Raw genomic sequence first — 26,148 nt, 5'->3', positions numbered from 1 at the left:
AATTACCGTTACCCCGCTCGATCCCGCAACAAGTTCCCCGCGGGTGCGGGGATGAACCGCGAACCGGCTCGACCGCGATCACGGGCAATCAAAGTTCCCCGCGGGTGCGGGGATGAACCGGTCGTCGATCGTAATGACGAGGCCGGCGATATAAGTTCCCCGCGGGTGCGGGGATGAACCGATTGATCTTTATTTCCAATCCATCACCATCACAAGTTCCCCGCGGGTGCGGGGATGAACCACACGAAACAAGCTCGCTGCGACCGGGCACGGCAAGTTCCCCGCGGGTGCGGGGATGAACCGTCGCCGTAATCGACGTTGCTATGTCGCCGGTAAAGTTCCCCGCGGGTGCGGGGATGAACCGCTTTATGATGTTGGGATAGGGGATAACATGAAAAGTTCCCCGCGGGTGCGGGGATGAACCGACCGAGCAATATGCCGATCACTACGAGGTCGAAAGTTCCCCGCGGGTGCGGGGATGAACCGAGCTTGGCTAGCTCATCAAGGGCGTGTTTACCAAGTTCCCCGCGGGTGCGGGGATGAACCGCAACTCATCGCTCATTTCATCGAGACTGAAAAAAAGTTCCCCGCGGGTGCGGGGATGAACCGCTGCATGATTCGCGAAGCCTGCCCGGTCGAGTAAGTTCCCCGCGGGTGCGGGGATGAACCGGTCGTGGGTTTTTTCGGGCATTAGCGCACCACAAGTTCCCCGCGGGTGCGGGGATGAACCGCGCTTGAGAAGATCTTCGCCGACTCCAATGAGAAGTTCCCCGCGGGTGCGGGGATGAACCGTTGTCAAGCGCAAGCCTTTATTTATGGTTGGCAAGTTCCCCGCGGGTGCGGGGATGAACCGAGCTTCACGAGTTTGCTGCCAGAATGGGACTTAAGTTCCCCGCGGGTGCGGGGATGAACCGTTTATATAGGGCTTTTGATGCTTGCAGATATAAAGTTCCCCGCGGGTGCGGGGATGAACCGGCAGTACATTCAACGGTGTTGTTTGCGATATAAAGTTCCCCGCGGGTGCGGGGATGAACCGCCTTAAGACCGCAATGGAGCAGCAGCCACGGTAAGTTCCCCGCGGGTGCGGGGATGAACCGATGAGATACGCAACGCCGCGCTCGGCGGCAATAAGTTCCCCGCGGGTGCGGGGATGAACCGGTGGTGAGACAGATGAGATACACAGCGAACATAAGTTCCCCGCGGGTGCGGGGATGAACCGGTCCACGAGTCGACCGCTATGAGCCTCATCGAAAGTTCCCCGCGGGTGCGGGGATGAACCGCTTCATGCTAGCGAAGCCGGTCGCCCCGCCAAAAGTTCCCCGCGGGTGCGGGGATGAACCGTCTATCACGCCGGCATGAAGCGAAGAGTTAGGAAGTTCCCCGCGGGTGCGGGGATGAACCGATGAAGGGTTAGAGCTGTCCCCGAAGGGGAGAAAGTTCCCCGCGGGTGCGGGGATGAACCGCAATACTGGCCTGATGCAGCTAACCTATCTGCAAGTTCCCCGCGGGTGCGGGGATGAACCGTTTTGTTCGTCCTGAATATAGGCGACAGATAGAAGTTCCCCGCGGGTGCGGGGATGAACCGTCAGATTTTGAGGTTAAAACCATCGGGCCGAAAAGTTCCCCGCGGGTGCGGGGATGAACCGATGAAGGGTTAGAGCTGTCCCCGAAGGGGAGAAAGTTCCCCGCGGGTGCGGGGATGAACCGGTTATTATTCGGGCAAACACGCGAGCGACCAGAAGTTCCCCGCGGGTGCGGGGATGAACCGTACCGGTCGTGTGGGCGAACGTCAACATGGAGAAGTTCCCCGCGGGTGCGGGGATGAACCGCTAATACCCCCACACATCATCCGCATAGCCCGCAAGTTCCCCGCGGGTGCGGGGATGAACCGCATAGCACAAAATTATCAGATGGCCGGATGCTAAGTTCCCCGCGGGTGCGGGGATGAACCACAAACGTGCAGTAGCCGCTTCTCTGCCCGGCGAAGTTCCCCGCGGGTGCGGGGATGAACCGCGCAGTATTAACCTGCCGTTATACGCTGATGTAAGTTCCCCGCGGGTGCGGGGATGAACCGTACTATAATAGGCATTATGTTAACTTTACCTAAAAGTTCCCCGCGGGTGCGGGGATGAACCGAGCTTCTTTCTGTTATCAAAGACAGACGAGGTAAGTTCCCCGCGGGTGCGGGGATGAACCGGCTAAAAAACTCCCCCACGGTGATTTTGTAAAAAGTTCCCCGCGGGTGCGGGGATGAACCGGACGCGCTGGAAGTTGAGCGCGCGGTAAGGATAAGTTCCCCGCGGGTGCGGGGATGAACCGGTGTCTCGAAATCTAACGCCTTACTATTCAGCAAGTTCCCCGCGGGTGCGGGGATGAACCGAACTCACGCCCATAGCGTCTCTGGATTGCCTGAAAGTTCCCCGCGGGTGCGGGGATGAACCGGCTACGGTCGAGGCGATACTTAACGCTGGCAGAAGTTCCCCGCGGGTGCGGGGATGAACCGAGCCAATATTCCCAGAAGATGGGTTCGGAAATAAGTTCCCCGCGGGTGCGGGGATGAACCGATGTAAGGCATGCGTTCTTCCGCTGTTTCAAGAAGTTCCCCGCATGCGCGGGAACTTGCTATCTTCGGGGTGAACTTTAAAGATATATTTCGCTAGTTTCTCCAGCAATTCAAGGTTCAAATAGCAGTGTCCACTCAGGACACCGTTACCATAATTGTAAATTGCAATGACACGAATTGCCTCACGAAAAAGTACACGAAATATTTTGAAAGCTCTCATCATTTTTTCATGCTATTGGTTGTATGCTTTCTAATCATGTAAACGTCCATTCGGACGAATAACCTAAAGGAGCACAAAAGTATGGACAATTCGCGATTCAGACAGATGTTGAACAAGGTTCCAGAAGTCACGCTTTTCTTCTGGATTATCAAGATCTTATGCACCACAGTGGGCGAGACTGCTGCAGACTTCCTAAACACGAACCTGCATTTAGGGTTGACCAATACGACCTACGTCATGGGCACGCTGTTGCTCATAGTGTTGTCTCTCCAGCTCATGGCCAGGAAGTACATTCCATGGAGCTACTGGCTTGCAGTCGTTCTGATCAGTGTCGTTAGCACGCTGATCACTGATAACCTGACGGACAACTTTGGGATAGCCCTTACGACGACTACCGGCATCTTTGCCGTCGCGTTAGCGGTGACTTTCGCAGTGTGGTATGCGAGCGAGAAAACCTTGTCCATCCACACCATCTTCACGACCCGGCGTGAAGCCTTCTACTGGCTAGCCATCCTATTCACCTTTGCTTTAGGGACTGCAGCAGGTGATCTTGTTGCTGAACGGTTCAGCCTCGGGTACTTAAACTCGGTGATCCTGTTCGCTTCCCTCATCGCGGTAGTTGCTATTGCCTACTTTCGCTTCAGGCTGAACGCGGTCGTGGCCTTCTGGATTGCCTATATCTTGACCCGGCCGCTCGGCGCCTCTATCGGCGACTATTTGTCGCAGACTCGCGGTAACGGTGGTCTTGCTCTGGGGACAACAGTGACCAGCGAGCTCTTTCTCGTCGCAATTTTGAGCTTGGTTACTTATCTGGCCTTCACGAGAAAAGATGCGGTTGTTTCAGAGACCGCATAGGGCAACCTTTATCAACCGCTTAACTTCTACAGTTAAGCGGTTTTTCGCGACCGTGGCACCCCGGAAAACCAGGCGCTTCATCCGGTTTGACCCCCATTCGCCGAGCAGGGTATAGGTGATAGCGCGTGCTGCAAAATACAGCCGGGGCGGTACAACGCTCGAAGGACAAATCAGAACAGCCCTGTCGATTCGACCAGGATTATAAGTTGCATATTTTAAAGCAGCCCACGCGCCAAGAGATATTCCACCTATAATGGCGGTTTGCACGTTGAGCCCACGTAGCGGAATTTGAGCCGCTGCCATGTAGAAGCCCAATCCTGTGCCGCCGTATCACCGCTGGCGACAATAAACGTATCGCGCAGGAACTACGATGCGCTTATTCGGCACAGGCCACCCCGATAGCACCTTATCGTATAAGGCTAAAATCTGTTTTTCACCGTCCGCAGATTTATATATTGACTTGCTTATTTGAATGAGCGCACACAGAAAGCCTTGAAGGCTGTTCTCAAATAAATAGCATAATTGCTTACGTAATACTGCATTGGTATTATTATATTATCGTTAACTTGTTCTGTAAGACAGGAAAGGTCTTATGCAATTTAGCCCGTACACACCAGAAGCGCCAACGAGCGACGTACTGCGGTATTTTCTGCGGTTTCGGATTATTACGTATGCGCTGGTTGTGCTGCTATCTGTCTCGTCGGTTCAGCCAACCAAAATCAGCATACTTATTATTTCCGGATGCTATGTGGCGTTAGTTGTCGTTGCATATCGCTGGCTTCTCAGCACGCAGACCAAGACCACGATTTTTATGCTTGTAGATATCGCAGTGGCGTTCGTATTTCTTACGGCAACAGGAGGGTACAAAAGCCCTTTTTACTTTTACAGTTTCTCGCCGCTTCTGGTGGGAGCGTTTCTAGGTGATTATGCAATTGCTGTTTGTCTTGCAATCGCGCAACCCCTGCTATTTGCCGTATCTCTTCACCTAAATGGACATACCATCCCAAACATTCAGGCTATAGGTGACCAGCCTATATCCAATTATTTCTTCTATATAGCAACTGCGCTTTCGGTAGCTTATCTTGCGGATGCCGTTGAAAAGCTTAGGCGATCGAAACAAGCGCGCGAGTTGGCAGCGGAAGAATTAAATAATGCTATTAGCAATCTCTTGGTGCGTGCAAGAATGCATGGGCTATCGCAGCGCGAGGCAGAGGTTCTAATACACCTCGCCGACAGCAAAGACACCCAACAAATCGCGCAACTTCTCGAGCTTTCCCCGGCGACGGTACGAACATATATGAGGCGAATTTACGAAAAGCTTGGAGTGGCATCAAAACATAAAGCGCTGGCAAGAATACTCAGTACCGGTGAAGCGGATGGGTAATACTCTTATTGCAACTATCTTTGGTATTCGTGCCATTTGCCTTATCAACGTCTTAATCATCGCGATTTTCGGCACGAAACCGGGTCCCGTGTACCTTTTCGTGCTGATTATTCTTTATAATGTGTTGCTATTTCTCGTCTGGAATTCAAAAAAGGATTCGTTCCAACCGGGTATTTGGTTTATCTTAAGCGACGTGTTTGTTTCGGCTATCGCACTGTGGTTAAGCGGTAGCACGTCGAATAGCCCATATTTTCCGTATGTGTTCACCAGCCTCATGGTAGTGGGTTCGTTTTCAAAGCTGTGCACCAGCTTCCTGATTACAGTATGGTTTGCGTTGCTCTTCACGGCGGGCCTCCTGAAGGCTGGCTCAATCGTAGCAATGATAGCCCGCAATAATATGGATACCTTGATCGGTAATTATATTGCCTTTTTCTTGGTATCGTTCTTTTTCGGCTATCCGGCGTCGATCATACGCCAGGCGGAAGAAGCTGGCCAGATGGCTGGACAGGCGCGAGCTTCAGCTATGGAAATTCGTATGCTTTCCGATGAGCTGCGGTGCGACGCGTTGCTAACACCGCGTGAAAAAGAAATTGCCAGATTCCTCTGTCGGGGGATAGCAGCCAAGGACATAGCCAAGGAGTTATTCATTGCTGAGTGCACGGTTAAAAACCATAGCCGCAATATTTATAAGAAGCTCGGTATTAATAATCGCGTATCGCTCATGTTACTCTACGAGAACGGGGAAGGTTGAAGCTGCCGGCTGAAGGAATCGCCGGAAAGGGCAATCGAGAAGGTGCTTCCTTTACCAATGTCGCTCATCGCCCAAATGCGTCCGTTGTGGGCTTCTATGATTTCCCGGCTAATAGATAAGCCAAGCCCACTTCCGCCTTCGTTGCGCGAGCGCGATGTATCAACACGGAAGAACCTATCAAATATCCTGGTTAAGAGCTCTGCGGGAATCCCAGGTCCGCTATCTTGCACGGTAAGCCCGGCTTCGTTGCCGGCTTGCCACGTCGAAATCAAAACCGAGCCACCCGGGTGCGAGTACTTCACAGCATTTTCGACCAGATTTGTGATGACTTGTTCTAAATACTCAGAATCAGCCACCACCATAGTGCGGTCTCCGGTTACCTGGATACTGATATTTTTTGTTTCCGCCAGAAACCCCATACTGTACGAAACTGTTTCGGAAAGCCCTTTAATATCTACCGGTTTTTGTAGGAGCTGCAATTTACCCTCGTCAATCCGGGCCAGCGTTAAGAGGTTCTCCACTATTCGTGACATCCTATCGACCTCTTCGCGGGCGCTCTCTAATGTCTCCACAGCTTCGGATTGAAGCCCTTCTGAGCCCAGGCTTATGTCGATCTCCGACCGCATGATCGCAAGCGGTGTGCGCAGTTCGTGGGAAGCATCGGCTATAAAGCGTCGCCTTTCTTCAACGCCGTGCTGCAATCTATCGAGCATACTGTTAAGTGTGGCGGCAAGCGTACCGAGCTCATCAGTTTTTACCGGTGTTTCAATTCGCTCATCGAGCTGATTTACGCCGATTTCCGCAGCCTTCGACGTTATCTGAAGCACCGGCAAAAGCGCCTTTCGTGCCAGTAGCCAGCCTCCGATACCGGCTGCCACAAGAGCCGCCGGACCTGATATGAGCAGCAGGATGAGAAGACGGTGGATTGAATTGTCGGCGCTCTCGGTTGAAGTCCCGACGACGATCACCCTTGAGTCCGCTTGCAAGGGGATTTTTACAGCAAGAATTCGAAATTTCTCCCGGTCCTTTCCGAGCAATGTAGTTCGAAGAATTCGGTGCCCGGTCAGCGCAAGAGCTAGTTCGCTCTTGGATATCATGGGGCGTATAGTTGCGGCATCGCTGGAAGATTCAAGAACAGTTCCATCTAATGAGAGCAACTGTGCGGCAAACTCACCCTTTGATTTGAGGATTAGCGAAGGCGCGTTTACATCTAGAAACTCACCCGCGCCCTGTCCGCTGAGGCCAAGTGAGATTTGGGCGGTCCTTGAAACCAGTGCTTGATCGATGCTCGCATAAAGACCGCTCTGCAGCCTTGTCAGCAGAAAGATGCTCCAAGCAGCTAGGATTACCGCTAGTAAGATTACATACCATATTGTTAGCCTTGATTTTATGGGAAGGCTCAAACTGACGACTCCAAAATGTAGCCCACACCGCGTACGGCGCGAATAAACGGGGTGTCGAACGGTTTTTCTAGTTTTTTCCGCAGGTAGCCTATGTATACATCGACCACATTCGATAAACCGTCGTAGTTATAATCCCAGACATGGTCAAGGATTTGTGTACGCGTAACAACCTCATCGGGGCGGCGCATGAGAAACTCCAGTAAAGCAAATTCACGCGATGAAAGCTCGATCATCCGGCCGGCCCGCGATACCGAGTGCGCGGCCGGGTTTAGGACAATATCGGCAAAGGTTAGAACGGCTGGCCGTTCTTGTGGACCCCGCCTAAGAAGTGCTCTCAAGCGTGCAAGCAGTTCTCCGAAAGCAAACGGTTTTACCAAATAATCATCAGCGCCGACATCGAGGCCTTTAATGCGATCTTCAACCGCATTTCTGGCCGTCAACATGAGAACTGGCGTCCAACAGCCTTTCTCGCGAAGTTCTTCGCAAATTGAAAAACCATCCTGACCTGGCAGCATAATATCGAGCACAATGGCATCGTACTCTCTCTCAAGTGCCCAGAATAGCGCGTCGTTGCCATCCGCGGCCACATCAACAGCATAGCTTTCGCGTTCCAACCCTCTGCAGATAGAGCGGGCCATCTTTAGTTGATCTTCGACAACGAGAATACGCATTTGTCTCCCAATGATATGTTTTCATGTGTAGTATGTTCTCCCTTTGATGAGAATTCAATGAGAATATAAAAATAGTTTCTGAACTCTCATCGTTGCTTTCTTTGTCGGGGTTATAGCTTCAGCGATCGTTGGTTACTTAAGCATTAAGTATTTGATCAAATATCTACAAGAGAAAAGCTTTGCTGTGCTTACGGCATATCGTCTAGTACTCGCTGTCATCATAGTAGCGCTCGTTATTGCAGGTATACGGCAATAGTTAAAGAGCACTTTTCGTTTTCATCGTAGCTTCATCATTCCTGAGTACAATTGAGTGGATAGGTGTTGGGATAATGACTCTCTTGGTAAGAGGTATTACACAAGTAACCATGCGCAGATTATTAGCTGTCTCTATAGGCAAACTGATCATATTTTTAAGCCGCCTCTTAAAAAGAGGCGGTGGTTCGGCTTGTTCTGGTTTGGTCGCTTTAATAATAGATCCTAATCTCATCGCCGGGATATCAAGAAGATTACCTGGAGGAGCAATAGTTGTAACCGGAACTAATGGTAAAACAACCACAGCCAAGTTTTTATCGGAGATATTAGAGCGATCGAACCTTCGGGTAATTACCAACCGTAGTGGTTCCAACTTGGCTCGCGGTATAGCAGCTACGCTTATTGAACAATCTTCTATTTGGGGGTGGCCTAAAGGTGATATTGGTTTGTTTGAGGTCGATGAAGCTACAATGCCGGAAGTAGTGCCGGCGATTAATCCAACGTTTGTTTTGGTGACAAACCTTTTTAGGGATCAACTGGACCGTTACGGAGAACTCGATAAAACCGCCGGTACGATTGCCGGCTCCTTCAAGTATTTGAAAGAGGCAACAGTAATCTTGAATGCCGATGATCCACTTGTAGCTTCGCTTGCTAAGGACGTATCGAGCAATATTAAAACCGTTTACTTTGGTTTGGAAGATAACGAGCAATTTTCATCGTCAGGGGTTTCGCTAGAGAGCAGTGAGTGTGTTTTGTGTGGCCATGAGCTTAGCTATAAGAAACGCTATTTTGCTCAGATGGGTGACTACAAATGCCCTCACTGCAATTTCTTACGGCCGGAACCGTTGTATGTTGCTTCAGAAACCATCCTGCAAGGCATCACAAAATCTACCAGCAGCTTTTCTGATAAAGACAACTCTATAGCCATTAGTTTAAATCTCGCCGGAATTTTCAACATTTACAATGCTCTAGGTGCTTATAGCATTGCAAAAGCCTTGGGGATTGCAGATGAGCTCATTAAACAATCCCTGGAAATGACGACGGCTGCTTTTGGGCGAATGGAGAAGCTGCAATTTAAAGGAAGAACAGCCTGTCTTCTTCTTACCAAAAACCCCGTTGGCTTAACTCAGTTAATCGAAATCTTAGCAACAGATAAGGAAGCGAAAAACTTTCTATTCTGTTTGAACGACAACCTTGCCGATGGTACTGATATCTCGTGGATATGGGATGCCGATATCGAAGCCTTGGATAAAGATTTCAAGACGATTTTCTGCTCGGGTAGTAGAGCTTACGATATGGCACTTCGCCTAAAGTATGCCGGTCTTGATGTTGGGAAAATCGAGGTTATACAGGAAATCGTGCCCGCCTTTGAGAAAGCGGTCGAAGGGCTCAATGAACATGAAACCCTCTATGTTCTACCAACGTACACGGCGATGTTGGAGATTCGCAATTATTTAACGAGAGCCGGCATAGTTGCCGGTTTCTGGGAGATGAAGTTATGAAAATCAGGATATGCCACCTTTATCCGGATGCCATGAACCTTTACGGGGACCGTGGCAACATCATATCTATCGCCAAACGATGCCAGTGGCGAGATATCAAAGTAGAGGTTGTTAACGTCAATCTCGGCGACAGTGCCGATTTCAATGATGTTGATATTATATTCTTCGGTGGCGGTCAAGATAGAAGCCAGGTTTTAGCTTCAAGAGACTTGATTGCTAAGGGACCGGCAATAACAGATGCCATTGAATCGGACGTAGTAGCTCTTACCATCTGCGGTGGATATCAGCTTTTCGGCAAGTATTTTAAGACGGGCGAGGGGACCGAAATTCCCGGAATCGGTGTTTATGATGCTATAACTATTTCTTCCAATAAACGAATGATCGGCAATATTTCGGTTGATTGTCGGCAAACAAGCTTGAGTTGGCCGAGCACCAGCAGTTTTAGCCAATTGGGTGAAGCGGGCGTCGTCCTAGTGGGCTTCGAAAACCATAGCGGTAAAACATACCTTGGTGAACGATGCGGTTACCTGGGGCATGTTATTCGGGGTTATGGCAATGATGATACCGGCCATCTTGAGGGTTGCCGGTACCTGCGCGCTTTCGGAACCTATCTTCATGGACCGCTACTGCCAAAAAACCCGTGGTTCACCGATTATTTAATCGCTATGGCCCTCCAACATCGTTATGGGACAGAACACGAGCTAAAAGTTCTCGATGACACAATTGAGAATGCAGCTCATTCGGTGGCCATAAATAGAACGTATCGCTAGAACTTAAATACGCCATCTACCATAAATACTTCCTCGGCTGGTTGCTTAGCCAAAATAAGGCCCCGCTAAATAAACAGGGCCTTATTTTGTAGCATTATACTCGTCTAGCTTTGTTCCTGACGCGGCTTGTCAAATAAATCATTTGCCCTGTGATTCTTGCGTGAAGGCTTGGTCAAATTGAAGATTGTTTGCGGGTTTTCGGGGGATTTAAAGAACTCCTCGGGGCTATACGCGCGGTACTTTTTGCCGTTACTCTCTAGCGTGATTCTCATCCGTCGCTCCTTTCCATAAAATAAAAAAAAGACATGTTCACTCTGTTCTTTAAGAGCCCCATATCCTTCTCAGCTTACTAACGAAGCATCTATATCACTATTATACCACATTTGTGGCTTTTCCAGCTGAAACACAGTAAGTAACCTGAAAATAAAAAACCTGCTGTTACCAGCAGGTTTTTACGCTGAAAATATATTTAGATTATCCAACAACAGTGACGTTGGACGCGCGAGCGCCTTTAGCCTCCATCTGGACTTCAAACTCAACTTTCGCGCCTTCGGCAAGAGTCTTAAACCCATCGCCATTGATTGCTGAGTGATGCACAAAAACGTCTGGTCCACCATTTTCCTGGCTAATAAAACCAAAGCCTTTGCTGTCATCAAACCACTTTACAGTACCTGCTGACAATACATTCACCTCCTAGCGTCTTAAGACTTTAAGCTTACGACGCTAGGCTAGTGCGCTGCATAAAAGTTCACGACATAGACCAAAAAAATAAGAGCTCATCTAATAACGAACTCCCATTTACGAATTCACGTCTTAGCTTGGTTAAGTATGACCGATATTCTTATTTTTGTAAAGTTCTTTGTGGCTAGACCTTTGCTGTCATATATGCGCGAATCGGTGGTTAACGGTGGGACGCATATCAAAATGGCTGGTGGTTGATAAGATAGGTCTTTAGACCGGCAAAATAAATTATGCGAAAAAGCCCTCACCTAATTTATGAAGGCTTTTTCTGCCACATGGCTCACAGCGGGGCTCGTTATTAGTGACGAGCCATTGTTTGACACGTTATGCCGAGCGTTTCTTTACCTCGATAACCGCCATGTCGCTTGCTGTTGCCCTGGTCGATATTACTGAAAGGCCGCTGTCTTCCGCAAGTCCTGCCATCTGCTCGACCGGCTCGTTCATGCGCTCCGGGTTGACAATAACGGTTGCCTCCTGGCCTTCTCCAAGCTCGTCGGAAATCTTATCAAATGTGTTCTCAAAAAAAGCTTCAGGGTCGGGGCCGTACTGCATGTTTCTCAGGTCATAATGTTCAGGCGCCAATACAATCACTCCCTAGTTACGAATTGCTTGGTTACAGTGTTTTCAAATATGCTATAAGATCGTTTAGGTCCTGGTTAGACATTTTATAATGCGGCATGCCTTGCAAGGGATCTCCCTTTTCGTCTAAACCACTTGTTATCGCTCGTTTGATACGGGCATCGGTAAAGCCGCTCTCTTTTAATGCACCATACGTGATGTTGGGGCCGATGCCGCCTTTTCCGTTGGCGCCGTGGCAATTAGCGCACGCACCAGAGCTTCTAGCTTTGCCTCCGGTAAACGTGATTTTATCGTGCGAACTTTTCCCGTTAACAAAGATGTCTCTACCGTTGCTTACAGATCCCGTTGCACCGGATGATGTGGTTGAGCTGCTACTTGCTGAAGTCACAGTGCCGCCTGAGCTTGTGGTTGTAGTCTGGCCTGCGACCGTAGTTGTTGTTGCTCGCGCTCGGCTTCTCGATGTGGTCGAGGTTGAAGGGCAACCTGCCGCAAGCAAGCTTAAGACGCAGATGGCAATTAACGCGAATACCGTTGTGTTTAATCGTTTCATAAAACCTCCCGAATATGCATAGCTTTGGCCCGGCGTATAGCAAGCTCGCATAGCGTGTTGTGTACCTCAGGTTGTCAGCTTGCCGTAATACGAGGCTTTAGGTGGATTATTCCCAACGCGCGTCATCGCTACCTCGCGATACTAAAAAAGCTAAAATATCTGCGAGAAGTTTATAAAACCCCAAGTGACGAATATTATGCGCCTCGCTCTACCGGCAGACCAAAGGGCAACATTGTTGCGTCTACCGAGTATGTTTCGTGCAACCATAAAAGCCACAACCTGCTTCGTCCTCTCAACAGGCTTTCTGTGATAAAATAGTATAGGAATACACTCTACAAGTGTAAGTAGTTGACGGGACAGTCAAAGGAGATAGTTTTGAGACGTTTCTTTGTGTGCTGTTTAGCAATAGTGTGTGCGCTTGCGATAGCTGGCTGTATTCCTAAGGAAACCGCTAAGAAGCAGAAACTCCCCGTATATAACCAAGGTATGGAACAGAAAGAGCTTGACACCATCGCGCAAAAAGCCGGAGAACAGGCAACGAGAGAAGCAAGGGGCGAGGCGGTAGCGGGTGCTTCTTGGGCAGAAACCGCGGCTCTTGCCGATATCGGCCGCGTAATAATCGAGACAAATAAAGGCAAGATTGTCTTGGAAATGCTTCCCGGAAAAGCCCCGAAAACGGTCCAGAACTTTGTGAAGCTGGCCAATAAAGGATTTTACAACGGCACTAAGTGGCATATGGTTGTACCTGGAAAGATAATTCTAGGCGGCGATCCATTAACAAAAGATAAGAAGCTTGACAATGATGGCAGCGGTGGCCCTGGGTATACGATTAAAGCAGAATTCAGCGACGTCAAAAATATCAGAGGAGCCATCGGTATGGTACGCGGGAATGGCCCGGACACTGCCGGCAGCCAGTTCTATATTATCCTTTCACCTATGCCGGTGCTCGATGGTAAAACTACGATTTTTGGTCAAGTTGTCGAAGGTCTAGACATCTTGGACAAAATCAAAGCCTACGATACGGTAAACAAAATCTACGTCGAACAACCTTCCCAATAATGGCTGCCCGGACATTCGGGGAAAAAATAGCAAGCTTCTTTCGTGTCTGACATCATCAAAGTAATGCCTGCATGATGGTTGGGCTAACAGCAATCGGGGAAATAGGTTTGTAATGACGTCGACACAATCAATTACCTTGAGGTGAACTTGTGGGAGAAGGCATACCGTCCGCTGATATTCAGATTACCAACAATTCTTTTCAGTCGCCGGTTATCAAGGTTGCCCCGGGGACCGAAGTGATTTGGGTCAATAATGATTTAACACCTCACACGGTAACCGCCGACGATGGCTCTTTTGATTCAGGTGTTATTAATGCGAATGTAGTCTTTAGCCATAGGTTTCAGAATAAGGGTATATTTAGGTACCACTGTGAGATTCATCTCCACTCGCATGGAGAGATCGTCGTCGAGTAATATTAAGACCCTGCCGGGCAGGGTCTTAAATTGTGTATTAATACTGGTAGCAGGGGATTAAGCTATGCCGCTAGACTCCCAATATCCTGAATGAACCTGTCTATCTCGATGGCAGGCATCGTTAGTGTTCGTATTGTTCCCCGCGACCCAAGCTCGGTAGCCATTTTTACCATCGTATCGTTGTCGGGCGCGTCGAGAATATTTACAAAATCATACGTCCCCATAAGCGCATACTGATCAACAATCTTAACCCCGAACTTCTCGGCGACTTCTTGATTCACTTCTTTGAGTCTATTAGGGTTTTTCTTAAGAGTTTCCATACCTTCATCCGTTAACTTGCTGAGCATGACAAATTTCACTATTTCCACCTCCTTTATTTAGTTCTACCCATCTTTCCCGGATGCAGTCTCGGAATATAAAGGGAATTGTTTACAGAATCGATATTCTGGATAAGTATAAGTAACCATGTTGTTGGAGGGGGAGTGCTTATGATCAAGACTATTGTTAAACTTACCGCCAGCATCTTCATAGCGCAGGCGGCAGGTGCTATCGGCGGCCTTGTAACCGCGCCTGCCATTACGACATGGTATCCAACGCAACGAAAACCCCCGTTTAATCCACCAAACTGGATATTTGGTCCCGTGTGGACCATCCTTTATACGCTTATGGGGGTCGCTTTGTATCTCGTTTGGCGAAGAGGCGATGAGGCTCCCGAGATGAAGCCGCAAATCAACCGGGCAATCACGATCTTCGGCATACAACTCGGTCTTAACACCCTCTGGTCGTTTCTTTTCTTCGGTTTGAAATCGCCGCGCTACGCGTTGGCTGAAATCGGGTTCTTATGGGCGAGCATTCTCGCAGCTATTATCATGTTCTTTCCGATCTCCGCAGTGGCGGCAATCCTTCTCATACCATATATCCTGTGGGTGAGCTTTGCTTCAGTGCTCAACTACTACATATGGCAGCTTAACAGGTAGCATCCAGTATAATCAGCGGGCGAGGGCGGCATGCGCTTTGGCATCGTTTCACCCTTCTATTCTGCGACCAATATGTCGATCGCAAGCGGTACACCCCGACCGGGGGCAAGCTGCAGTGTAATCGCTTTGTGCCGGCAGTGTGTCGCGCAAACACCGCACCCCATACACACATTTTCCGTAATCTTTACGGTTTTCTCAGTAGCTTCAATCGCGCTAAAAGGGCATATCGATTTGCACGCACCGCAGGTTCTGCATTTTGATGCATCGACAACCGGAAGGTATCCAGAGTGTGCAATTCTAGGAACGCCCCGTAAGAACGATTGCATTCCCAAGCAACAGCACGAGCAGCAATTGCAGATGGCGTAGAAGCGCCCGTGCATGACGTCTTTGAACCACGCGGTATGTATGTGGCCGCGCTCGTTTTCTGCATCGAGTATCGACAGGGCTTCGGTGCGTGAAACATACCGTGTTTTTGAGGGTTGGTGATCGATGACAAAGCCGGCAAAAGGTTCTCCGACAACGAGGCAGACATCACGCGGCTCGCACGCCTTTTCTTTCTGCGCGCGGCAGGGACAATCTAGAACAGCGATGCGTTGCTCGCCGCTCTGCAAAATAATATCACGAGCGACCGGATGGGGGATGACATGCTCGATGCCGGTGAGCTCGATAGGCCCGTTTACCGTAATCAGCTTGGTCGCATCTTCGTTGGTCATGATTTTACCGTGGTATGTATCGGCAGACTCAGCCCCCCGAACTCTTCGCGCAAGCCACGTCCAGGTAGCCGGTTTCAAATAAAGATGAGTTGCCGCGCCGTAGATATATCCCTCAAATTTTTTTGGGACCGGCATTGGTGAGAGAGACCAGTATTCCCTGGTCGAGCGCCTCGGCAAAATCCGCCGTTCCATTTTCAACCATGAGAAGAATATAATGGCTATCAATAGTAACACGGCATAGGTGAGCTTCTTCATGAAGCGATTGTTCTTCCAGTCAACAGGTTTTGCTTAAAATATCATTACAGTATTGTTTTCCCCACGGTGTTCTCTATTCCCTCTGGGCGCGGTTATGTCTTACAATTGGGCTCGAAGGAGCTTTATGGAATCTTACTGGCCAAATAGGGAATCAAGAGAAGACTTCGAAATACATGTATTTATCGATGCGTACCGCAAATTGCCGCACGGTCGTGAGCTCGAGATTGTTGCGAGACGTGATAAGCCGGATTATTTCCTTAAGGATACGCATTCGAGTTATCGGGTTGGTGTTGAGCTTACCTCAGTCTACCTCAACGATAAGGCAGACCAGTACGATAAACGCTACCCGCTGATCTTATCCGTGTATGTAAACGAATACGTCGCGTCGCTCATCGACGGACGGGAGTGGCAGGATTTTATAACGGTCAACAAGCCTGTTTTCAATCAAATCACCCCGTTTTTTGAAGTCGTCTTTACGAGCCTCCCGAACGATAATGTTCTCTCCGTTCGACAAGAAGATCACATTTGTATGCCCGACAATAAAGCCTAAACACCCTTCTATGTATGACGTAATTAATTAGCATTAAATTGGGAAATAAAGGTATAGACAATCTCTAACGCAATACCGGTCAGTATCCGGGCCGCTTGGTTGCGTCAACTGCGAAAACCGTTTCAATTTGCGCGGTCGACTATAAAATTCTGTCATGTCGCCGTATAATTATGGAATCGGCTTATCGACACCAATAATTACGTCAGATTCACAGCACGAGTGTGTGCAGCCGGTATGATGAACGTTTTGTCGATTAAGTAAAGGGATGGTTATGGATCGAGTGAACAAATCCGAGGACTTAATTACGCAGCTTATCGCGTCAATCATCAACAATAGAAAGCATGCATTTCTAGGGAACGGCCTGGTACTCGCTTCAAATATTGAGAGAGTCTATGGAGACGGATCATACGAATCCGAGGTGTATGTGCTTCTGAAGTGCGAAGGGGACGTATTGGAGCTCTACCCCGTACAAGTGGTTTTAGCTTTGAAGGACGAAGAGCCGATCGTATACGTCGATGAAGATAACCGGGTTGGTCTAGAAAAAGAAATCTGCACTGAAATTGATCAATGGCAAGAAAAATATTTGGCAAAGACTAGTATTTAATTTTGCTTGAAGGCATTAGTTTATTGAGAGCCGCCTGAAGAGGTACGACTTTTTCTGTAGGTGAGTTATGCAAAATCACACGCCTAATAACACCGATGTAGAAGTACGCTGCTTTGGTGTTTTACGAGAAATATCCAACCAAAGAGGGTGGCCCTTTCCACTGCCATATGCGCTTGACCGCGAATGCTCCGCAATTGAATTGGCCGAGGCACTTGCGATCCCGCTTGAAAAAATCGAAGCGGTCTTCGTTAATCATCATGCAATGCCGCCGCCAGAAGCCCGCGTAAAACCGGGTGATCGCATTACTCTCCTACCGCATGGCATGCCGGGCCCATACCGAGTACTTCTTGGAATCGTTAAGCTTCCGGGAGAGCAACAAACATAGGTTTGAGTTGTGGTTGATAAAGCCCTACTTCACTGAGGGTTTGTGTTTCGCTAAACTTGTGTATAGTTATAGTATTATCCTAGTTTAACGCCCAGTCGTTTATTGTGTTACACATTACATTGGAGGTAGAAGATACGTGAAAAAGGAGATCAAAGCCAGTAAGCGGGTGCCTAAAATCGGCGTAAACGGGCTAAGCGCACTTGAAGCCGATATTATGAACATTGTCTGGGAAAATGACACGATAACAGTACGAGATATCCATGAGGTCATCCTATCACAAGGCTATATTCCGTACACTACAGTCATGGCAACCATGAATAATATGGCACAAAAAGGCCTGCTGCGACAAAACCGTAACAGCAAAGCTTATCTGTATTCGGCTGCCATATCGCGTGATGCTATGGCAGAGTCGATAGTGGAGACCGTAGTCAATAGGGTGCTCGGCGGTGTGTCGACCCCGATCCTCTCGTATCTGCTGGATATGCCTAAGGAAGAAGACATCGAGAAAATACTCAAATTAAAGGACGAGCTCAACCAGAGCAATTAATGGCACTGCAGCTGGATATAACAGAGCCCTGCTTAATTAAGCAGGGCTCTGTTATATCGGATTCTAGCGCCGGTGTTATTAAGCTGCGTAAGATGGTTGCCGGAGAAAAATTGCATGAAAAAACTAAGCTATATTTTGTTGGCGTTGGTTCTTGGTTTATTGGCAAGTACCTTTGCATATTTTGAGAACAATAGCCTCGTGGAGACCAATTTGCAGCTTTGCTCGCATACTCTACCTGCCTCTTTTAACGGATATAAGATAGTGCAGATATCCGATTTGCACAACATACGATTCGGCGAGCACCAAAGCGCAATCCTGGCGCGCATTCGGGCCGCTAACGCCGATATTATTGTGGTTACCGGCGATTTAGTGTACGACCGCCCCTATGGCGAGGCGGAAGGGTTGGAGTTTATGCGCAGGGCGGTACGTATAGCGCCCGTCTATTTCATAACCGGTAACCATGAATGGCAATCGGATAGGTTTTACTCACTCGAACCGAAGCTCAGGGCTGCAGGCATACATGTACTGCATGATGAGCATGCGGTTATCCGGCGCGGCGCCGAGTATATTATCTTAGCAGGCCTTGATGACATCACAAAAGGCACGCATAAGGGCGATCAGCTTTTTGCTGACGACTATCATGAAGCCATCCTCTCAACAAAACTCGATCGGGCGCTTGCCGGCACAAGCCCCAATACTTTTACAATTCTGCTTTCTCACCAACCCCAGTTCTTCTCGGTGTATGCCCGGCATGGTATCGATCTTACATTTTGTGGGCATGCGCATGGCGGGCAAATCCGCCTACCGTTTATAGGTGGTTTATATGCACCGGGCCAAGGGCTATTCCCCAAATATACGACAGGTATGTACCGCCTCGCTAAGTCCTCGATGGTTGTAAGCAGGGGCCTTGGCAATAGTATTTTTAAGTTGCGGGTTTTCGACCGTCCGGAGATTGTAGCATTGACGCTTGAAAGCCAGCAACGATAGCTTGCACGGCCAGGTCCGATCTCCAACGATTGGCGTTGTTACATATAACAACTTTTATGGAATACATATTAATGGTATGCTTAGCAATATATTGTTAACATTTGACTGCTTTAATGCCCCGGCGCACCAAAGAATGCCCAGCTGTATCATCATATTTGCCAGGACACACCGTGAGAAGGGACCTACAGGTGAAGAAGTGATCGGGTATTAGCAAGAAATTAGCAGCCATTTATTTAATTGTCGCGCTCCCGCTTATTGCGATCGCCTGGCTTACGCATGTAAATTGGTACAACGCAGGTTTGCAGAGCACACTGCAGGAGCGGCATGAAATCGCGCATCTCACCGCTATGAGCTTTGCTTCTTTTACAAGAGAACTTGGCATGGCTATGAAGCTGGTTGGCGATGATATTCTGAGCGACCACAAATTCTCGCCTGCTGTCAAGCTCGCCCTCCAGCAGCTCACCGATAACTATCCGGTTGATTATGCCCTGGTAACAGATGCGACCGGTACCGTTACAGCTTCGACAAATTCACAACTCATCGGCCAAGATTTCTCGCATGATGCTGTATTTACAAAGCTGCGCGCGAGCGGGGAGTTAAATAGCATAGAACCGGTCGAGCTTGGTGGCTACCCGGCCGGTTTTCATATTTCACGGGCGCTACGGGACAGCACGGGCGAACTCATCCTAACGGTAACTTCATTTGTAAATCTGGCGAAGCTGCACGACACGTTACCGGTATTGGTAGAGGACGGCGAAACGCACATCGTTGATTCCAACGGACGCCTGGTTTTCTTAAGTACAAACGCAAACTACCCGCTCACCAAGCCACTTTGGAACAAATATAGCTTTGTAAGGGATGCGTTGTACGGGCGGGAGGTATTTCGTGCTGACTTTATAGACCCGCTCAAGGGCAAGGAAGATCTAGTCTCTGAGGTACCCATTCCGGGGATCGGATGGGCGGCCGGATCTGACATAACTGTTGATAGTGCGCTGGCGCCAATTCGCACGAGCGTTGAGTCCTCAGCCGTATTTGCCCTTTTAGCCCTGTTTGTTGCTTTTTTCATCAGCACATGTTTTGCACGCCGTATTACCGGGAGCATATCGACTCTTGTGGATGGGGCAAAGGTCGTTGGTGAGGGATATTTTACTGCGCCCATTACCGTGAAAACTGGTGATGAGCTTGAAGAGCTGGCGTTATCGCTTGATAAAGCGCGGTTGAATCTAAAACGTCGCGATGAGCTTAGCAGGGCTTTGAGCAATATTAATACCACAATCAACTCGATGCTTGATTTTGACAAGATCATCGAGCGCGTGCTTGTTGATGCCGCTCAGTCTTTAGGGTTTGAAGCCGGCATGATTCTTTTACGTTGCGGCAATCAGTGGGTCGTACGGTATCTCTATGGGTTTCCTGATGGACATGTCGGGCCTTATCTGACTATGGACGAGGCAAAGACATCGACATTGGTAGCACAAACGAAAGAGCTTGTGTTTATTGGCGACGTCGAGTACGATGATCGGTGCAACCGAGAGCTCTCTAAAAAGCATGGGTTCCGGTCAAAACTTGTTATACCGCTTATCGTAAAAGGGGACGTAGTAGGAGTTGTACACTTTATAACCATGAGCTCCTTAATAGCTCTCTCTGAAATCCAGTTGGATTTTGCTACAAAGCTTGCAACCGCCGTATCTCTTGCACTTGAAAACGCCCGGCTTTATGAGATCGAGCGAAATATTGCCGATATTTTGCAGGAATCGCTCTTGACTTTGCCGGCAAAACTTGAAGGCATAGAATTTAAGAGTCTTTACAAATCCGCTACCGAGGTGGCTCGTGTGGGGGGCGATTTCTATGACCTGTTTGCGCTCGGACACAAGCGTATCGGTATAATCGTTGGGGATGTCTCGGGTAAAGGACTCGAGGCATCAACCATCACATCTATGATAAAAAACATTATTAAAGCTTACGCATATGATAATGATTCACCGGCTGCAATTATAGCAAAGGCTAACGAGGTTACCGTCAAGTTGTTGGAGCCTTCATTATTTGTAACAGCATTTTTTGGGATCCTGTCACTGGAGACGGGCGAGCTTACCTATTGCAGTGCCGGGCAGCCGCCTGCGCTTGTACGCCGGGCAGGATCGAGTATCGAGGCTTTAGATGAAATGTCGCCGATCATCGGTGCGTTTGCCGATGTTCCATACTCCGAAGCCACCATCAGCCTCGAGGCCGGCGACATTCTCGTTGTTTATACCGATGGGGTTGTCGAAGCGCGTAAGCAGGGTGAGTTCTATGGTGAGCAGCGCCTGGAGGAACTTATGCGTGAAACAATATCATATGCCGTTAGTGAAATCCCCAGTGCGATTTTTGATAGCGTTATCGACTTTACCGGCGGCGAGTTCTCGGATGATATGGCAATTCTTGCGGTATCTTTTAGCGAGCGCACACCTTAGAACAACTTAGTTCGGCACGAAAAGGAGCGCATTTGCAATCGGACGTTCGCTACCGTCGCTCGGATAATTACGGACGGCGCCGTTAAAGTAGAGCTCCGAGGAACCACCGCTATCGAAACTCATTGCGTTGATAGCGCCCCTGTCAGCCAAATCCGCCGCGAGTTCCGATAACGTCATACCGATGCTGAAATTATCCGCTCGCCCGTCAACGACTTCAATGATCAGATCGCCATCCGTATCGATGCCGATTCCGGTTCTGGGGCTTCTGCCCTTAACCTGGGATGATTCAAACGCTTCGTTCTCGACGCCGGTATTCCCATCCCGGATGAGCCTGGGGCCGCCGCCTACAGCGCTCATGCTATCCTGCCAATTTGAACCAAGAGAGAACGCGAGCTTGACCGTATCGCCAAGAACCATGTTGGCGACAAGATAGTCTCTGCCGGCCCCGTTTGGGGCTGAGAGCACAACACAATCCGCCGGAATCGCCGTATTGCCTGCGCCGTCACGCACATCAACGACCGTGCCTTCGAGCTCGCTGCCCGGGGCAACAGCGCCACTTACCCTGACGACAACCTCGATACCGCCGTTATCGGTAAGCGTTGAAGAGCCGAAAAGCGGCGTATAGGTAATAATTGTGCTGGATGAAGCATCACGCAGCTTGTTGACCCATGCGATAATACCGCTTCTTTGCGTTGCCGACGGCGTAATTGATGCGGTCAGAGATGTTTTATCGATAATACAGGTTTTATCAGGCAATATGCCGAAGTACGAGCGGTTGTTAATCGGCGATGAGATAATCTGCCCATCCACCATAAGACCACTCGGCCCTCCCGGATTAAATGAGAAGAAATCTGCATTGATGCCGGCTATAGCCCCAGTGCGCTGAGCCATCGAACTGAGTGCTTCTCGCGAGGCAACTATACTATGAGCGAGACCCAGCTTAAATGCTGTTGGCGATGTTTTAGGTATATTGAGCACGTTTATATTGAGCGGTCCCTGGCTGGTAAAACGACGGTAGCGCTCAAACCGTATTCCGCTTACGGCAGCATGATCGATTAAGTAATCCTTATTCTTAAGCGTTCTGTAAATCAATGTTGCGGCCTCGGCGCGTGTCAGCTGTGCATTAGGGCGAAACGTACCGTCGGGATAGCCGCTTATCAAGCCGTTCTTGGCGGCGGTAGCGATATATGTGTATGCCCAATGGCCGCTGCCGACATCCTTAAAATCTTGCGAAGCATTATCCTCTACCGGATAGCCGGCGGCGGCAACCAAAATTTTTGCAACTTGTGCCCGCGTTGCCTTGTTGCTCGGTCTAAATGTCTTATCAGGAAAACCGTTCATCCAACCGGCGCTTACGGTTTTTGCGACGAATTGGCGTGCCCAATGGCTTTCACTTAAATCAGCATAGCTTAACGAAACAGGCTCGTTTTGTATAACAAATCCAAGCGTCAAGAGCTTGGCAAGCTCACAGCGGGTTAGGCCGTCGGTGGGCCGGAAACGGTTGTCGGCCCCTCCATTTATTACGCCGTAATTAGCTAGAGAATAGATCGGTGTATGGGCCCAGTACGAGCTATTTACGTCGCAAAACGATGCGTGCGGTGCCGCCAGAACGGGCATACTTGCGATAAACACGAATAGCGCAAATAAAAGAAATGTGATAAAAACTCTTTTCATGCCACCTACCTGCTTCTCACGTATGGTTCGTACATAATAGCTTAATTGCAGTTCATTGAGATGCTAACACCGGATGCAAACAATCGCAAGTCGGGAGGTAAGCACATATACCGCAAGGTCATGCTATTAGCTTACGTCGGCACTAGCTATTGTGCATCATGCCTAAAAAGTTTCGGTATTGAACATATATTAGTAATGACCAGCTTGGTGGCGAGCGCAAGGAGCCATATGGAGTATGTATAAAGTTGTCGTGTTTGATTTAGACGGGACGCTCAGAGTACCTGATAAGCCGGTAGAAATCGGCGTAATTGAAAAAATGCATGAGCTTGTCGGCTATGGGATGCGTGTATCCCTTGTATCGGGCAAAGATGCTATTTACCTGCACGGTATCGCCGATGGAATCGGTATTCCTGATCCATTAGTCGGTGGTGAAAATGGAGGGGTGATTTTTCGGCCGCAAGAGAAGGTCGAGATTATCTACGACGTTTCACCCGAGACGAGGCGGAGTCTTGATTACGCAAAGAGCTTTTTGTGGCACCGCTTTCGCGATAACATATGGTTCTCACCGAACAGCAGCAGTGTGACTGCTTTCGTGAAACCGATTTTACCGGTTTCGGTTGTATATGATGCGGTCGAGAAGTTCGTACAGACCCAGCATCTTACCGATGTTTACGTGCTTCCGCATTGGGACGCGGTTGATGTGCTGCCGGTCGGGCTCGATAAAAGCGTCTTTATCCGGTACTTGAACAGCCTTGGGTTCCTGGCACGCGAGGTAATTGCGGTTGGGGACTCATTTAACGATGTGCCGATGTTGCGCACAGCAGGCTATTCGATGACGTTTGAAGAATCGCCGGATGAAGTCAAAGCGGTCGCCAATATTGTCGCTGAAGATATTTATGAGGCATTTGATATTATCAACGATCTGCGCAATGCCGGTAAAGCGAGAGCGGTAGGTAGCTGATTAAGCAGTAGCGGTTCATGCGTTTACTAGGAAAATAATATTAAGAAATTAACTGAAAATATTCCCGCCGATTTAGGGCTAATTTTCTATCCGCGACCATACCCGTAAAACACAAGGCAGCAATTAAAAAAGCGAATTTCTTGCAAGCGCCTTTAGTGTAATATTACAGGCGTTTTTCCGTCAGCGCATGCGTTCTGCCATGTAATTGAGTATTGGGCGGCCTCCGAGCCTATGGTAATATGGTGAAGAGTTCTGCCCAAAGATGCTGTAAGATTCAAGACTTTAAGTAGCAAAGAAAGGAAGCGTGAGACGTAGATGGAATCCCACAGACAATTGCCTCTAGTTTACTGCCTTTCAGTGGACATGGAAACACCCGTACGAAGCAACACAGCAATGCCGACTTCGAAACAAACTCGCTTGAATGTACTGGTAGCCGAACAAATTAAGATGCATCTGGAGGGGCTTGAACTTACAGATATTTCATTAAAATATGCTGGTAATTGGTTGTTGATGACGAACAGGGGGGCAAGCGTGCCCCTATTGTGTTGTCTGGCGACAATTCTCGCCCGCACGTTCAAACGCGAGCTAACACAAACGGTCGGCATTGCGGCTGATCGTACTCCCTCACTTCGAATTGCGCTTTTTGGCAGCCCTGACAGGTTGATTGAGCTGCCGGGCGGCCAAAAAGAATGGGTCGGCGAAAGCGCCGGCAAAGCGGCAGCTCTGACCGATTACTGCAAAGCGGACGAGGTGCTTGTCGACGAGGCTGTTGCCAAGCATGTCGCTCAAATATTTAATATGGCGCCCGCCAATCTAGCTGCTCGCACTGGGAGCGATTTGCCGGCGGTCGTTGACGACTTCGCAATGAACGTGCTCGGCGACATAATCCCTGCTGCAATATCAAGTAGTAGTAACGCCGAGCCGTTTGTTTATACATTAAAAGCTATCGGCAACTTAGAAGCGGCCGATGTGGCGGCAACCGAGCTTGCCAAGCGCATGGTAACGGCATCCGGAACGCAGGGTAAAGCAGAAGAAAAACCTGCAGCCGATGCGCTTGCACGCGTAAATAACTTAATCGCACACGTGCTTGAGTATCCGGTCGGGCTTCACCTGCTCGACACGGTTAAGAAAGCCGGTCTCATACCTAACACGACAACTTACGGTGCGCTTATCGCAAAAGCACCTGATTACGACCATGCAAAAGCGCTTTTCGATATGATGCTTGAGGACGGCATCCAGGCCGATACCCTAACCTACACGGGGCTCGTAGCAAAAGCACCGGATTATACTACGGCGCTCACCTTGCATGATGCCATGATAGAACAGGGGATTGCACCGGCCGCGCCGGTCTATAGCATATTGGTCGCGAGAGCACCCGATTACAACACTGCGAAAGCTTGGCTCAGCGCAATGCAGGACGCCGGCTTCCAGCCGGACCTTAGCTCGTACAGCGCCCTTATATCCAAAGCGCTTGATTATGAAAAAGCGAAGTTCTGGCTCGACGCGATGCTTATCGACGGCATCCAACCTGGCCTAATCGCATTTAACAGGCTCCTGACCAAAGCGCCCGATTATGAGAATGCGGCGGCACTGATACAGATGATGCAGGAAGAAGGCATCAGGACAAACGTCATAACATACAACAGCTTGATTACCAAAGCAGTCGACTTTGCAACCGCAAATTCCTGGTTCGATGCGATGAAGAGTGACGGCATCCAACCAAACATCGACACGTTCAACAGGCTGTTTAGCAAAAACCTGGCCGGCAAGAATGCTGAGGAAGTCCTCGCTTGGTATAAAGAGCATGGGATCGATTCGGAAGACCCCATCCAGGTCGTAATATCCACATACCAGAAATCAGGCCACATCGATCAGGCGCTTAAAATCGCTCTCGATTACCCGTACCTTGCGGTTGCGCGCAAGCTGATCAGGGAGACCATGGACGCGGTCTTCTCATATCTTGAAACCATCCGTGAAGAGGGTATTAAGCCCGATATCGCGAGCTACAACGCGCTCATCTCCAACGCTCCGTACTATGACACCGCAAAATCATGGTTTGATTCGATGAAAAAGCAGGGGATTATGCCTAACGAGGAAACCTATAACCTCATGGTGGCAAAATCGCCCGATTACAATACAGCAAAACTCTGGCTTGAAACCATGCAGCGCGAAGGTGTCGAGCCGGACGTCGATGCGTACAATCGCCTCTTCAGCAAAAACCTTGCCAATACCACAGCGGATGAGGTCATCAGCTGGTACCAGGCACAGAAATATCATCCGGACGAGCCTGTTCAAGCGGCGATTGCAACCTATCGTGATATCGGCAAAGTCGACC

The 26,148-nt window shown here is 49.2% G+C and carries 26 protein-coding genes and 1 CRISPR repeat array (1 of these 27 only partly in view); of the genes, 16 read left to right on the top strand and 10 right to left on the bottom strand.

What is annotated here, in order from left to right:
- Window positions 1–2,625: a CRISPR direct-repeat array (repeat unit 29 nt; unit sequence AAGTTCCCCGCGGGTGCGGGGATGAACCG); it reaches 31 nt to the left of the window's first position.
- 239 nt (window positions 2,626–2,864) lie between these two features.
- Window positions 2,865–3,638, top strand: coding sequence for a hypothetical protein (locus tag VGK02_01005; protein HEY3373629.1), 774 nt, complete (start codon window positions 2,865–2,867; stop codon window positions 3,636–3,638).
- Here VGK02_01005 and VGK02_01000 read toward each other — a convergent pair.
- Window positions 3,624–3,941, bottom strand: coding sequence for an alpha/beta hydrolase (locus tag VGK02_01000; protein HEY3373628.1), 318 nt, complete (start codon window positions 3,939–3,941; stop codon window positions 3,624–3,626). The two genes, VGK02_01005 and VGK02_01000, sit on opposite strands and share 15 nt — an antisense overlap.
- A 289-nt stretch (window positions 3,942–4,230) precedes the next feature.
- Between VGK02_01000 and VGK02_00995 the strand changes: the two genes are divergently transcribed.
- Window positions 4,231–5,022, top strand: a complete 792-nt coding sequence (locus VGK02_00995) for a LuxR C-terminal-related transcriptional regulator (protein HEY3373627.1) — start codon at window positions 4,231–4,233, stop codon at window positions 5,020–5,022.
- Complete coding sequence (locus tag VGK02_00990) at window positions 5,015–5,773, top strand: helix-turn-helix transcriptional regulator (protein HEY3373626.1); 759 nt, start codon at window positions 5,015–5,017, stop codon at window positions 5,771–5,773. Before VGK02_00995 ends, VGK02_00990 begins: the two co-directional genes overlap by 8 nt.
- Here VGK02_00990 and VGK02_00985 read toward each other — a convergent pair.
- Together VGK02_00985 and VGK02_00980 are read right to left on the bottom strand one after the other, a co-directional pair.
- Window positions 5,752–7,176, bottom strand: coding sequence for an ATP-binding protein (locus tag VGK02_00985; GenBank protein ID HEY3373625.1), 1,425 nt, complete (start codon window positions 7,174–7,176; stop codon window positions 5,752–5,754). The two genes, VGK02_00990 and VGK02_00985, sit on opposite strands and share 22 nt — an antisense overlap.
- The gene (locus VGK02_00980) at window positions 7,173–7,847 is read right to left on the bottom strand and encodes a response regulator transcription factor (GenBank protein HEY3373624.1); all 675 of its coding nucleotides are present in this window, start codon (window positions 7,845–7,847) and stop codon (window positions 7,173–7,175) included. The genes VGK02_00985 and VGK02_00980 overlap by 4 nt, the downstream gene beginning before the upstream one ends.
- Window positions 7,848–8,176: 329 nt before the next feature.
- Between VGK02_00980 and VGK02_00975 the strand changes: the two genes are divergently transcribed.
- Window positions 8,177–9,601, top strand: coding sequence for a MurT ligase domain-containing protein (locus VGK02_00975; protein HEY3373623.1), 1,425 nt, complete (start codon window positions 8,177–8,179; stop codon window positions 9,599–9,601).
- The gene (locus VGK02_00970; protein HEY3373622.1) at window positions 9,598–10,371 is read left to right on the top strand and encodes a hypothetical protein; all 774 of its coding nucleotides are present in this window, start codon (window positions 9,598–9,600) and stop codon (window positions 10,369–10,371) included. The genes VGK02_00975 and VGK02_00970 overlap by 4 nt, the downstream gene beginning before the upstream one ends.
- Window positions 10,372–10,475: 104 nt before the next feature.
- Here VGK02_00970 and VGK02_00965 read toward each other — a convergent pair whose 3' ends face one another.
- From VGK02_00965 to VGK02_00950, 4 genes are all read right to left on the bottom strand, one after another.
- Window positions 10,476–10,643 carry a hypothetical protein gene (locus VGK02_00965; GenBank protein ID HEY3373621.1) on the bottom strand — a complete coding sequence of 56 codons (168 nt, stop codon included), beginning with the start codon at window positions 10,641–10,643 and terminating at the stop codon, window positions 10,476–10,478.
- Between the two features lie 202 nt (window positions 10,644–10,845).
- Window positions 10,846–11,052 carry a cold-shock protein gene (locus tag VGK02_00960; GenBank protein HEY3373620.1) on the bottom strand — a complete coding sequence of 69 codons (207 nt, stop codon included), beginning with the start codon at window positions 11,050–11,052 and terminating at the stop codon, window positions 10,846–10,848.
- A gap of 384 nt (window positions 11,053–11,436) precedes the next feature.
- Window positions 11,437–11,694 carry a hypothetical protein gene (locus VGK02_00955; GenBank protein ID HEY3373619.1) on the bottom strand — a complete coding sequence of 86 codons (258 nt, stop codon included), beginning with the start codon at window positions 11,692–11,694 and terminating at the stop codon, window positions 11,437–11,439.
- Between the two features lie 31 nt (window positions 11,695–11,725).
- The gene (locus VGK02_00950) at window positions 11,726–12,241 is read right to left on the bottom strand and encodes a cytochrome c (GenBank protein ID HEY3373618.1); all 516 of its coding nucleotides are present in this window, start codon (window positions 12,239–12,241) and stop codon (window positions 11,726–11,728) included.
- Window positions 12,242–12,616: 375 nt separating this feature from the next.
- Here VGK02_00950 and VGK02_00945 point away from each other — a divergent pair, with 375 nt between their 5' ends.
- Both VGK02_00945 and VGK02_00940 read left to right on the top strand, forming a co-directional pair.
- On the top strand, window positions 12,617–13,300 hold the full coding sequence (locus tag VGK02_00945) for a peptidylprolyl isomerase (protein HEY3373617.1): 684 nt from the start codon (window positions 12,617–12,619) through the stop codon (window positions 13,298–13,300).
- Between the two features lie 149 nt (window positions 13,301–13,449).
- Window positions 13,450–13,713, top strand: coding sequence for a cupredoxin domain-containing protein (locus VGK02_00940; GenBank protein ID HEY3373616.1), 264 nt, complete (start codon window positions 13,450–13,452; stop codon window positions 13,711–13,713).
- A 62-nt stretch (window positions 13,714–13,775) separates the two neighbouring features.
- On the opposite strand, the gene VGK02_00935 is transcribed toward VGK02_00940, so the two are convergent.
- Window positions 13,776–14,072, bottom strand: a complete 297-nt coding sequence (locus VGK02_00935) for a GYD domain-containing protein (GenBank protein HEY3373615.1) — start codon at window positions 14,070–14,072, stop codon at window positions 13,776–13,778.
- A 129-nt stretch (window positions 14,073–14,201) separates the two neighbouring features.
- Here VGK02_00935 and VGK02_00930 point away from each other — a divergent pair, with 129 nt between their 5' ends.
- Window positions 14,202–14,690, top strand: a complete 489-nt coding sequence (locus tag VGK02_00930; GenBank protein HEY3373614.1) for a TspO/MBR family protein — start codon at window positions 14,202–14,204, stop codon at window positions 14,688–14,690.
- Window positions 14,691–14,746: 56 nt separating this feature from the next.
- Here VGK02_00930 and VGK02_00925 read toward each other — a convergent pair whose 3' ends face one another.
- Entirely contained in the window at window positions 14,747–15,595 is an 849-nt protein-coding gene (locus VGK02_00925) for a 4Fe-4S binding protein (protein ID HEY3373613.1), read from the bottom strand.
- Between the two features lie 187 nt (window positions 15,596–15,782).
- On the opposite strand from VGK02_00925, the gene VGK02_00920 reads away from it, so the two are divergent.
- From VGK02_00920 to VGK02_00895, 6 genes are all read left to right on the top strand, one after another.
- Window positions 15,783–16,208, top strand: coding sequence for a hypothetical protein (locus VGK02_00920; protein ID HEY3373612.1), 426 nt, complete (start codon window positions 15,783–15,785; stop codon window positions 16,206–16,208).
- A 271-nt stretch (window positions 16,209–16,479) separates the two neighbouring features.
- Entirely contained in the window at window positions 16,480–16,812 is a 333-nt protein-coding gene (locus tag VGK02_00915; protein ID HEY3373611.1) for a hypothetical protein, read from the top strand.
- Between the two features lie 67 nt (window positions 16,813–16,879).
- Window positions 16,880–17,197 carry a hypothetical protein gene (locus VGK02_00910; GenBank protein HEY3373610.1) on the top strand — a complete coding sequence of 106 codons (318 nt, stop codon included), beginning with the start codon at window positions 16,880–16,882 and terminating at the stop codon, window positions 17,195–17,197.
- Window positions 17,198–17,333: 136 nt separating this feature from the next.
- A complete protein-coding gene (locus VGK02_00905) occupies window positions 17,334–17,744 on the top strand; it encodes a BlaI/MecI/CopY family transcriptional regulator (protein HEY3373609.1) in 411 nt (136 codons plus the stop codon).
- Window positions 17,745–17,858: 114 nt separating this feature from the next.
- Window positions 17,859–18,731 (top strand): metallophosphoesterase, encoded by an 873-nt coding sequence (locus tag VGK02_00900; protein HEY3373608.1) that lies wholly within the window; start codon window positions 17,859–17,861, stop codon window positions 18,729–18,731.
- A gap of 380 nt (window positions 18,732–19,111) precedes the next feature.
- Window positions 19,112–21,178 (top strand): SpoIIE family protein phosphatase, encoded by a 2,067-nt coding sequence (locus tag VGK02_00895; protein ID HEY3373607.1) that lies wholly within the window; start codon window positions 19,112–19,114, stop codon window positions 21,176–21,178.
- A gap of 6 nt (window positions 21,179–21,184) precedes the next feature.
- Here VGK02_00895 and VGK02_00890 read toward each other — a convergent pair whose 3' ends face one another.
- Window positions 21,185–22,852: an S-layer homology domain-containing protein gene (locus VGK02_00890; GenBank protein ID HEY3373606.1), complete on the bottom strand. Its 1,668-nt coding sequence runs from the start codon at window positions 22,850–22,852 to the stop codon at window positions 21,185–21,187.
- A 235-nt stretch (window positions 22,853–23,087) separates the two neighbouring features.
- Here VGK02_00890 and VGK02_00885 point away from each other — a divergent pair, with 235 nt between their 5' ends.
- A complete protein-coding gene (locus tag VGK02_00885) occupies window positions 23,088–23,813 on the top strand; it encodes an HAD family hydrolase (protein HEY3373605.1) in 726 nt (241 codons plus the stop codon).
- 531 nt (window positions 23,814–24,344) lie between these two features.
- Window positions 24,345–26,148: hypothetical protein (locus VGK02_00880; protein ID HEY3373604.1), on the top strand; the 1,804-nt coding region annotated here is incomplete at its 3' end.

The sequence above is a fragment of the Candidatus Aquicultor sp. genome (assembly GCA_036504445.1).
Classification (GTDB): domain Bacteria; phylum Actinomycetota; class Aquicultoria; order Aquicultorales; family Aquicultoraceae; genus DASXVE01.
This window is presented reverse-complemented; position numbering and strand designations above follow the sequence as displayed.

Coding starts and splice junctions, on each gene's coding strand:
- VGK02_01005 (HEY3373629.1), top strand. CDS start 2,865: ATGGACAATTCGCGATTCAGACAGATGTTGAACAAGGTTCCAGAAGTC.
- VGK02_01000 (HEY3373628.1), bottom strand. CDS start 3,941: ATGGCAGCGGCTCAAATTCCGCTACGTGGGCTCAACGTGCAAACCGCC.
- VGK02_00995 (HEY3373627.1), top strand. CDS start 4,231: ATGCAATTTAGCCCGTACACACCAGAAGCGCCAACGAGCGACGTACTG.
- VGK02_00990 (HEY3373626.1), top strand. CDS start 5,015: ATGGGTAATACTCTTATTGCAACTATCTTTGGTATTCGTGCCATTTGC.
- VGK02_00980 (HEY3373624.1), bottom strand. CDS start 7,847: ATGCGTATTCTCGTTGTCGAAGATCAACTAAAGATGGCCCGCTCTATC.
- VGK02_00975 (HEY3373623.1), top strand. CDS start 8,177: ATGACTCTCTTGGTAAGAGGTATTACACAAGTAACCATGCGCAGATTA.
- VGK02_00970 (HEY3373622.1), top strand. CDS start 9,598: ATGAAAATCAGGATATGCCACCTTTATCCGGATGCCATGAACCTTTAC.
- VGK02_00965 (HEY3373621.1), bottom strand. CDS start 10,643: ATGAGAATCACGCTAGAGAGTAACGGCAAAAAGTACCGCGCGTATAGC.
- VGK02_00950 (HEY3373618.1), bottom strand. CDS start 12,241: ATGAAACGATTAAACACAACGGTATTCGCGTTAATTGCCATCTGCGTC.
- VGK02_00930 (HEY3373614.1), top strand. CDS start 14,202: ATGATCAAGACTATTGTTAAACTTACCGCCAGCATCTTCATAGCGCAG.
- VGK02_00925 (HEY3373613.1), bottom strand. CDS start 15,595: ATGGAACGGCGGATTTTGCCGAGGCGCTCGACCAGGGAATACTGGTCT.
- VGK02_00920 (HEY3373612.1), top strand. CDS start 15,783: ATGGAATCTTACTGGCCAAATAGGGAATCAAGAGAAGACTTCGAAATA.
- VGK02_00915 (HEY3373611.1), top strand. CDS start 16,480: ATGGATCGAGTGAACAAATCCGAGGACTTAATTACGCAGCTTATCGCG.
- VGK02_00910 (HEY3373610.1), top strand. CDS start 16,880: ATGCAAAATCACACGCCTAATAACACCGATGTAGAAGTACGCTGCTTT.
- VGK02_00900 (HEY3373608.1), top strand. CDS start 17,859: ATGAAAAAACTAAGCTATATTTTGTTGGCGTTGGTTCTTGGTTTATTG.
- VGK02_00895 (HEY3373607.1), top strand. CDS start 19,112: ATGGCTATGAAGCTGGTTGGCGATGATATTCTGAGCGACCACAAATTC.
- VGK02_00890 (HEY3373606.1), bottom strand. CDS start 22,852: ATGAAAAGAGTTTTTATCACATTTCTTTTATTTGCGCTATTCGTGTTT.
- VGK02_00885 (HEY3373605.1), top strand. CDS start 23,088: ATGTATAAAGTTGTCGTGTTTGATTTAGACGGGACGCTCAGAGTACCT.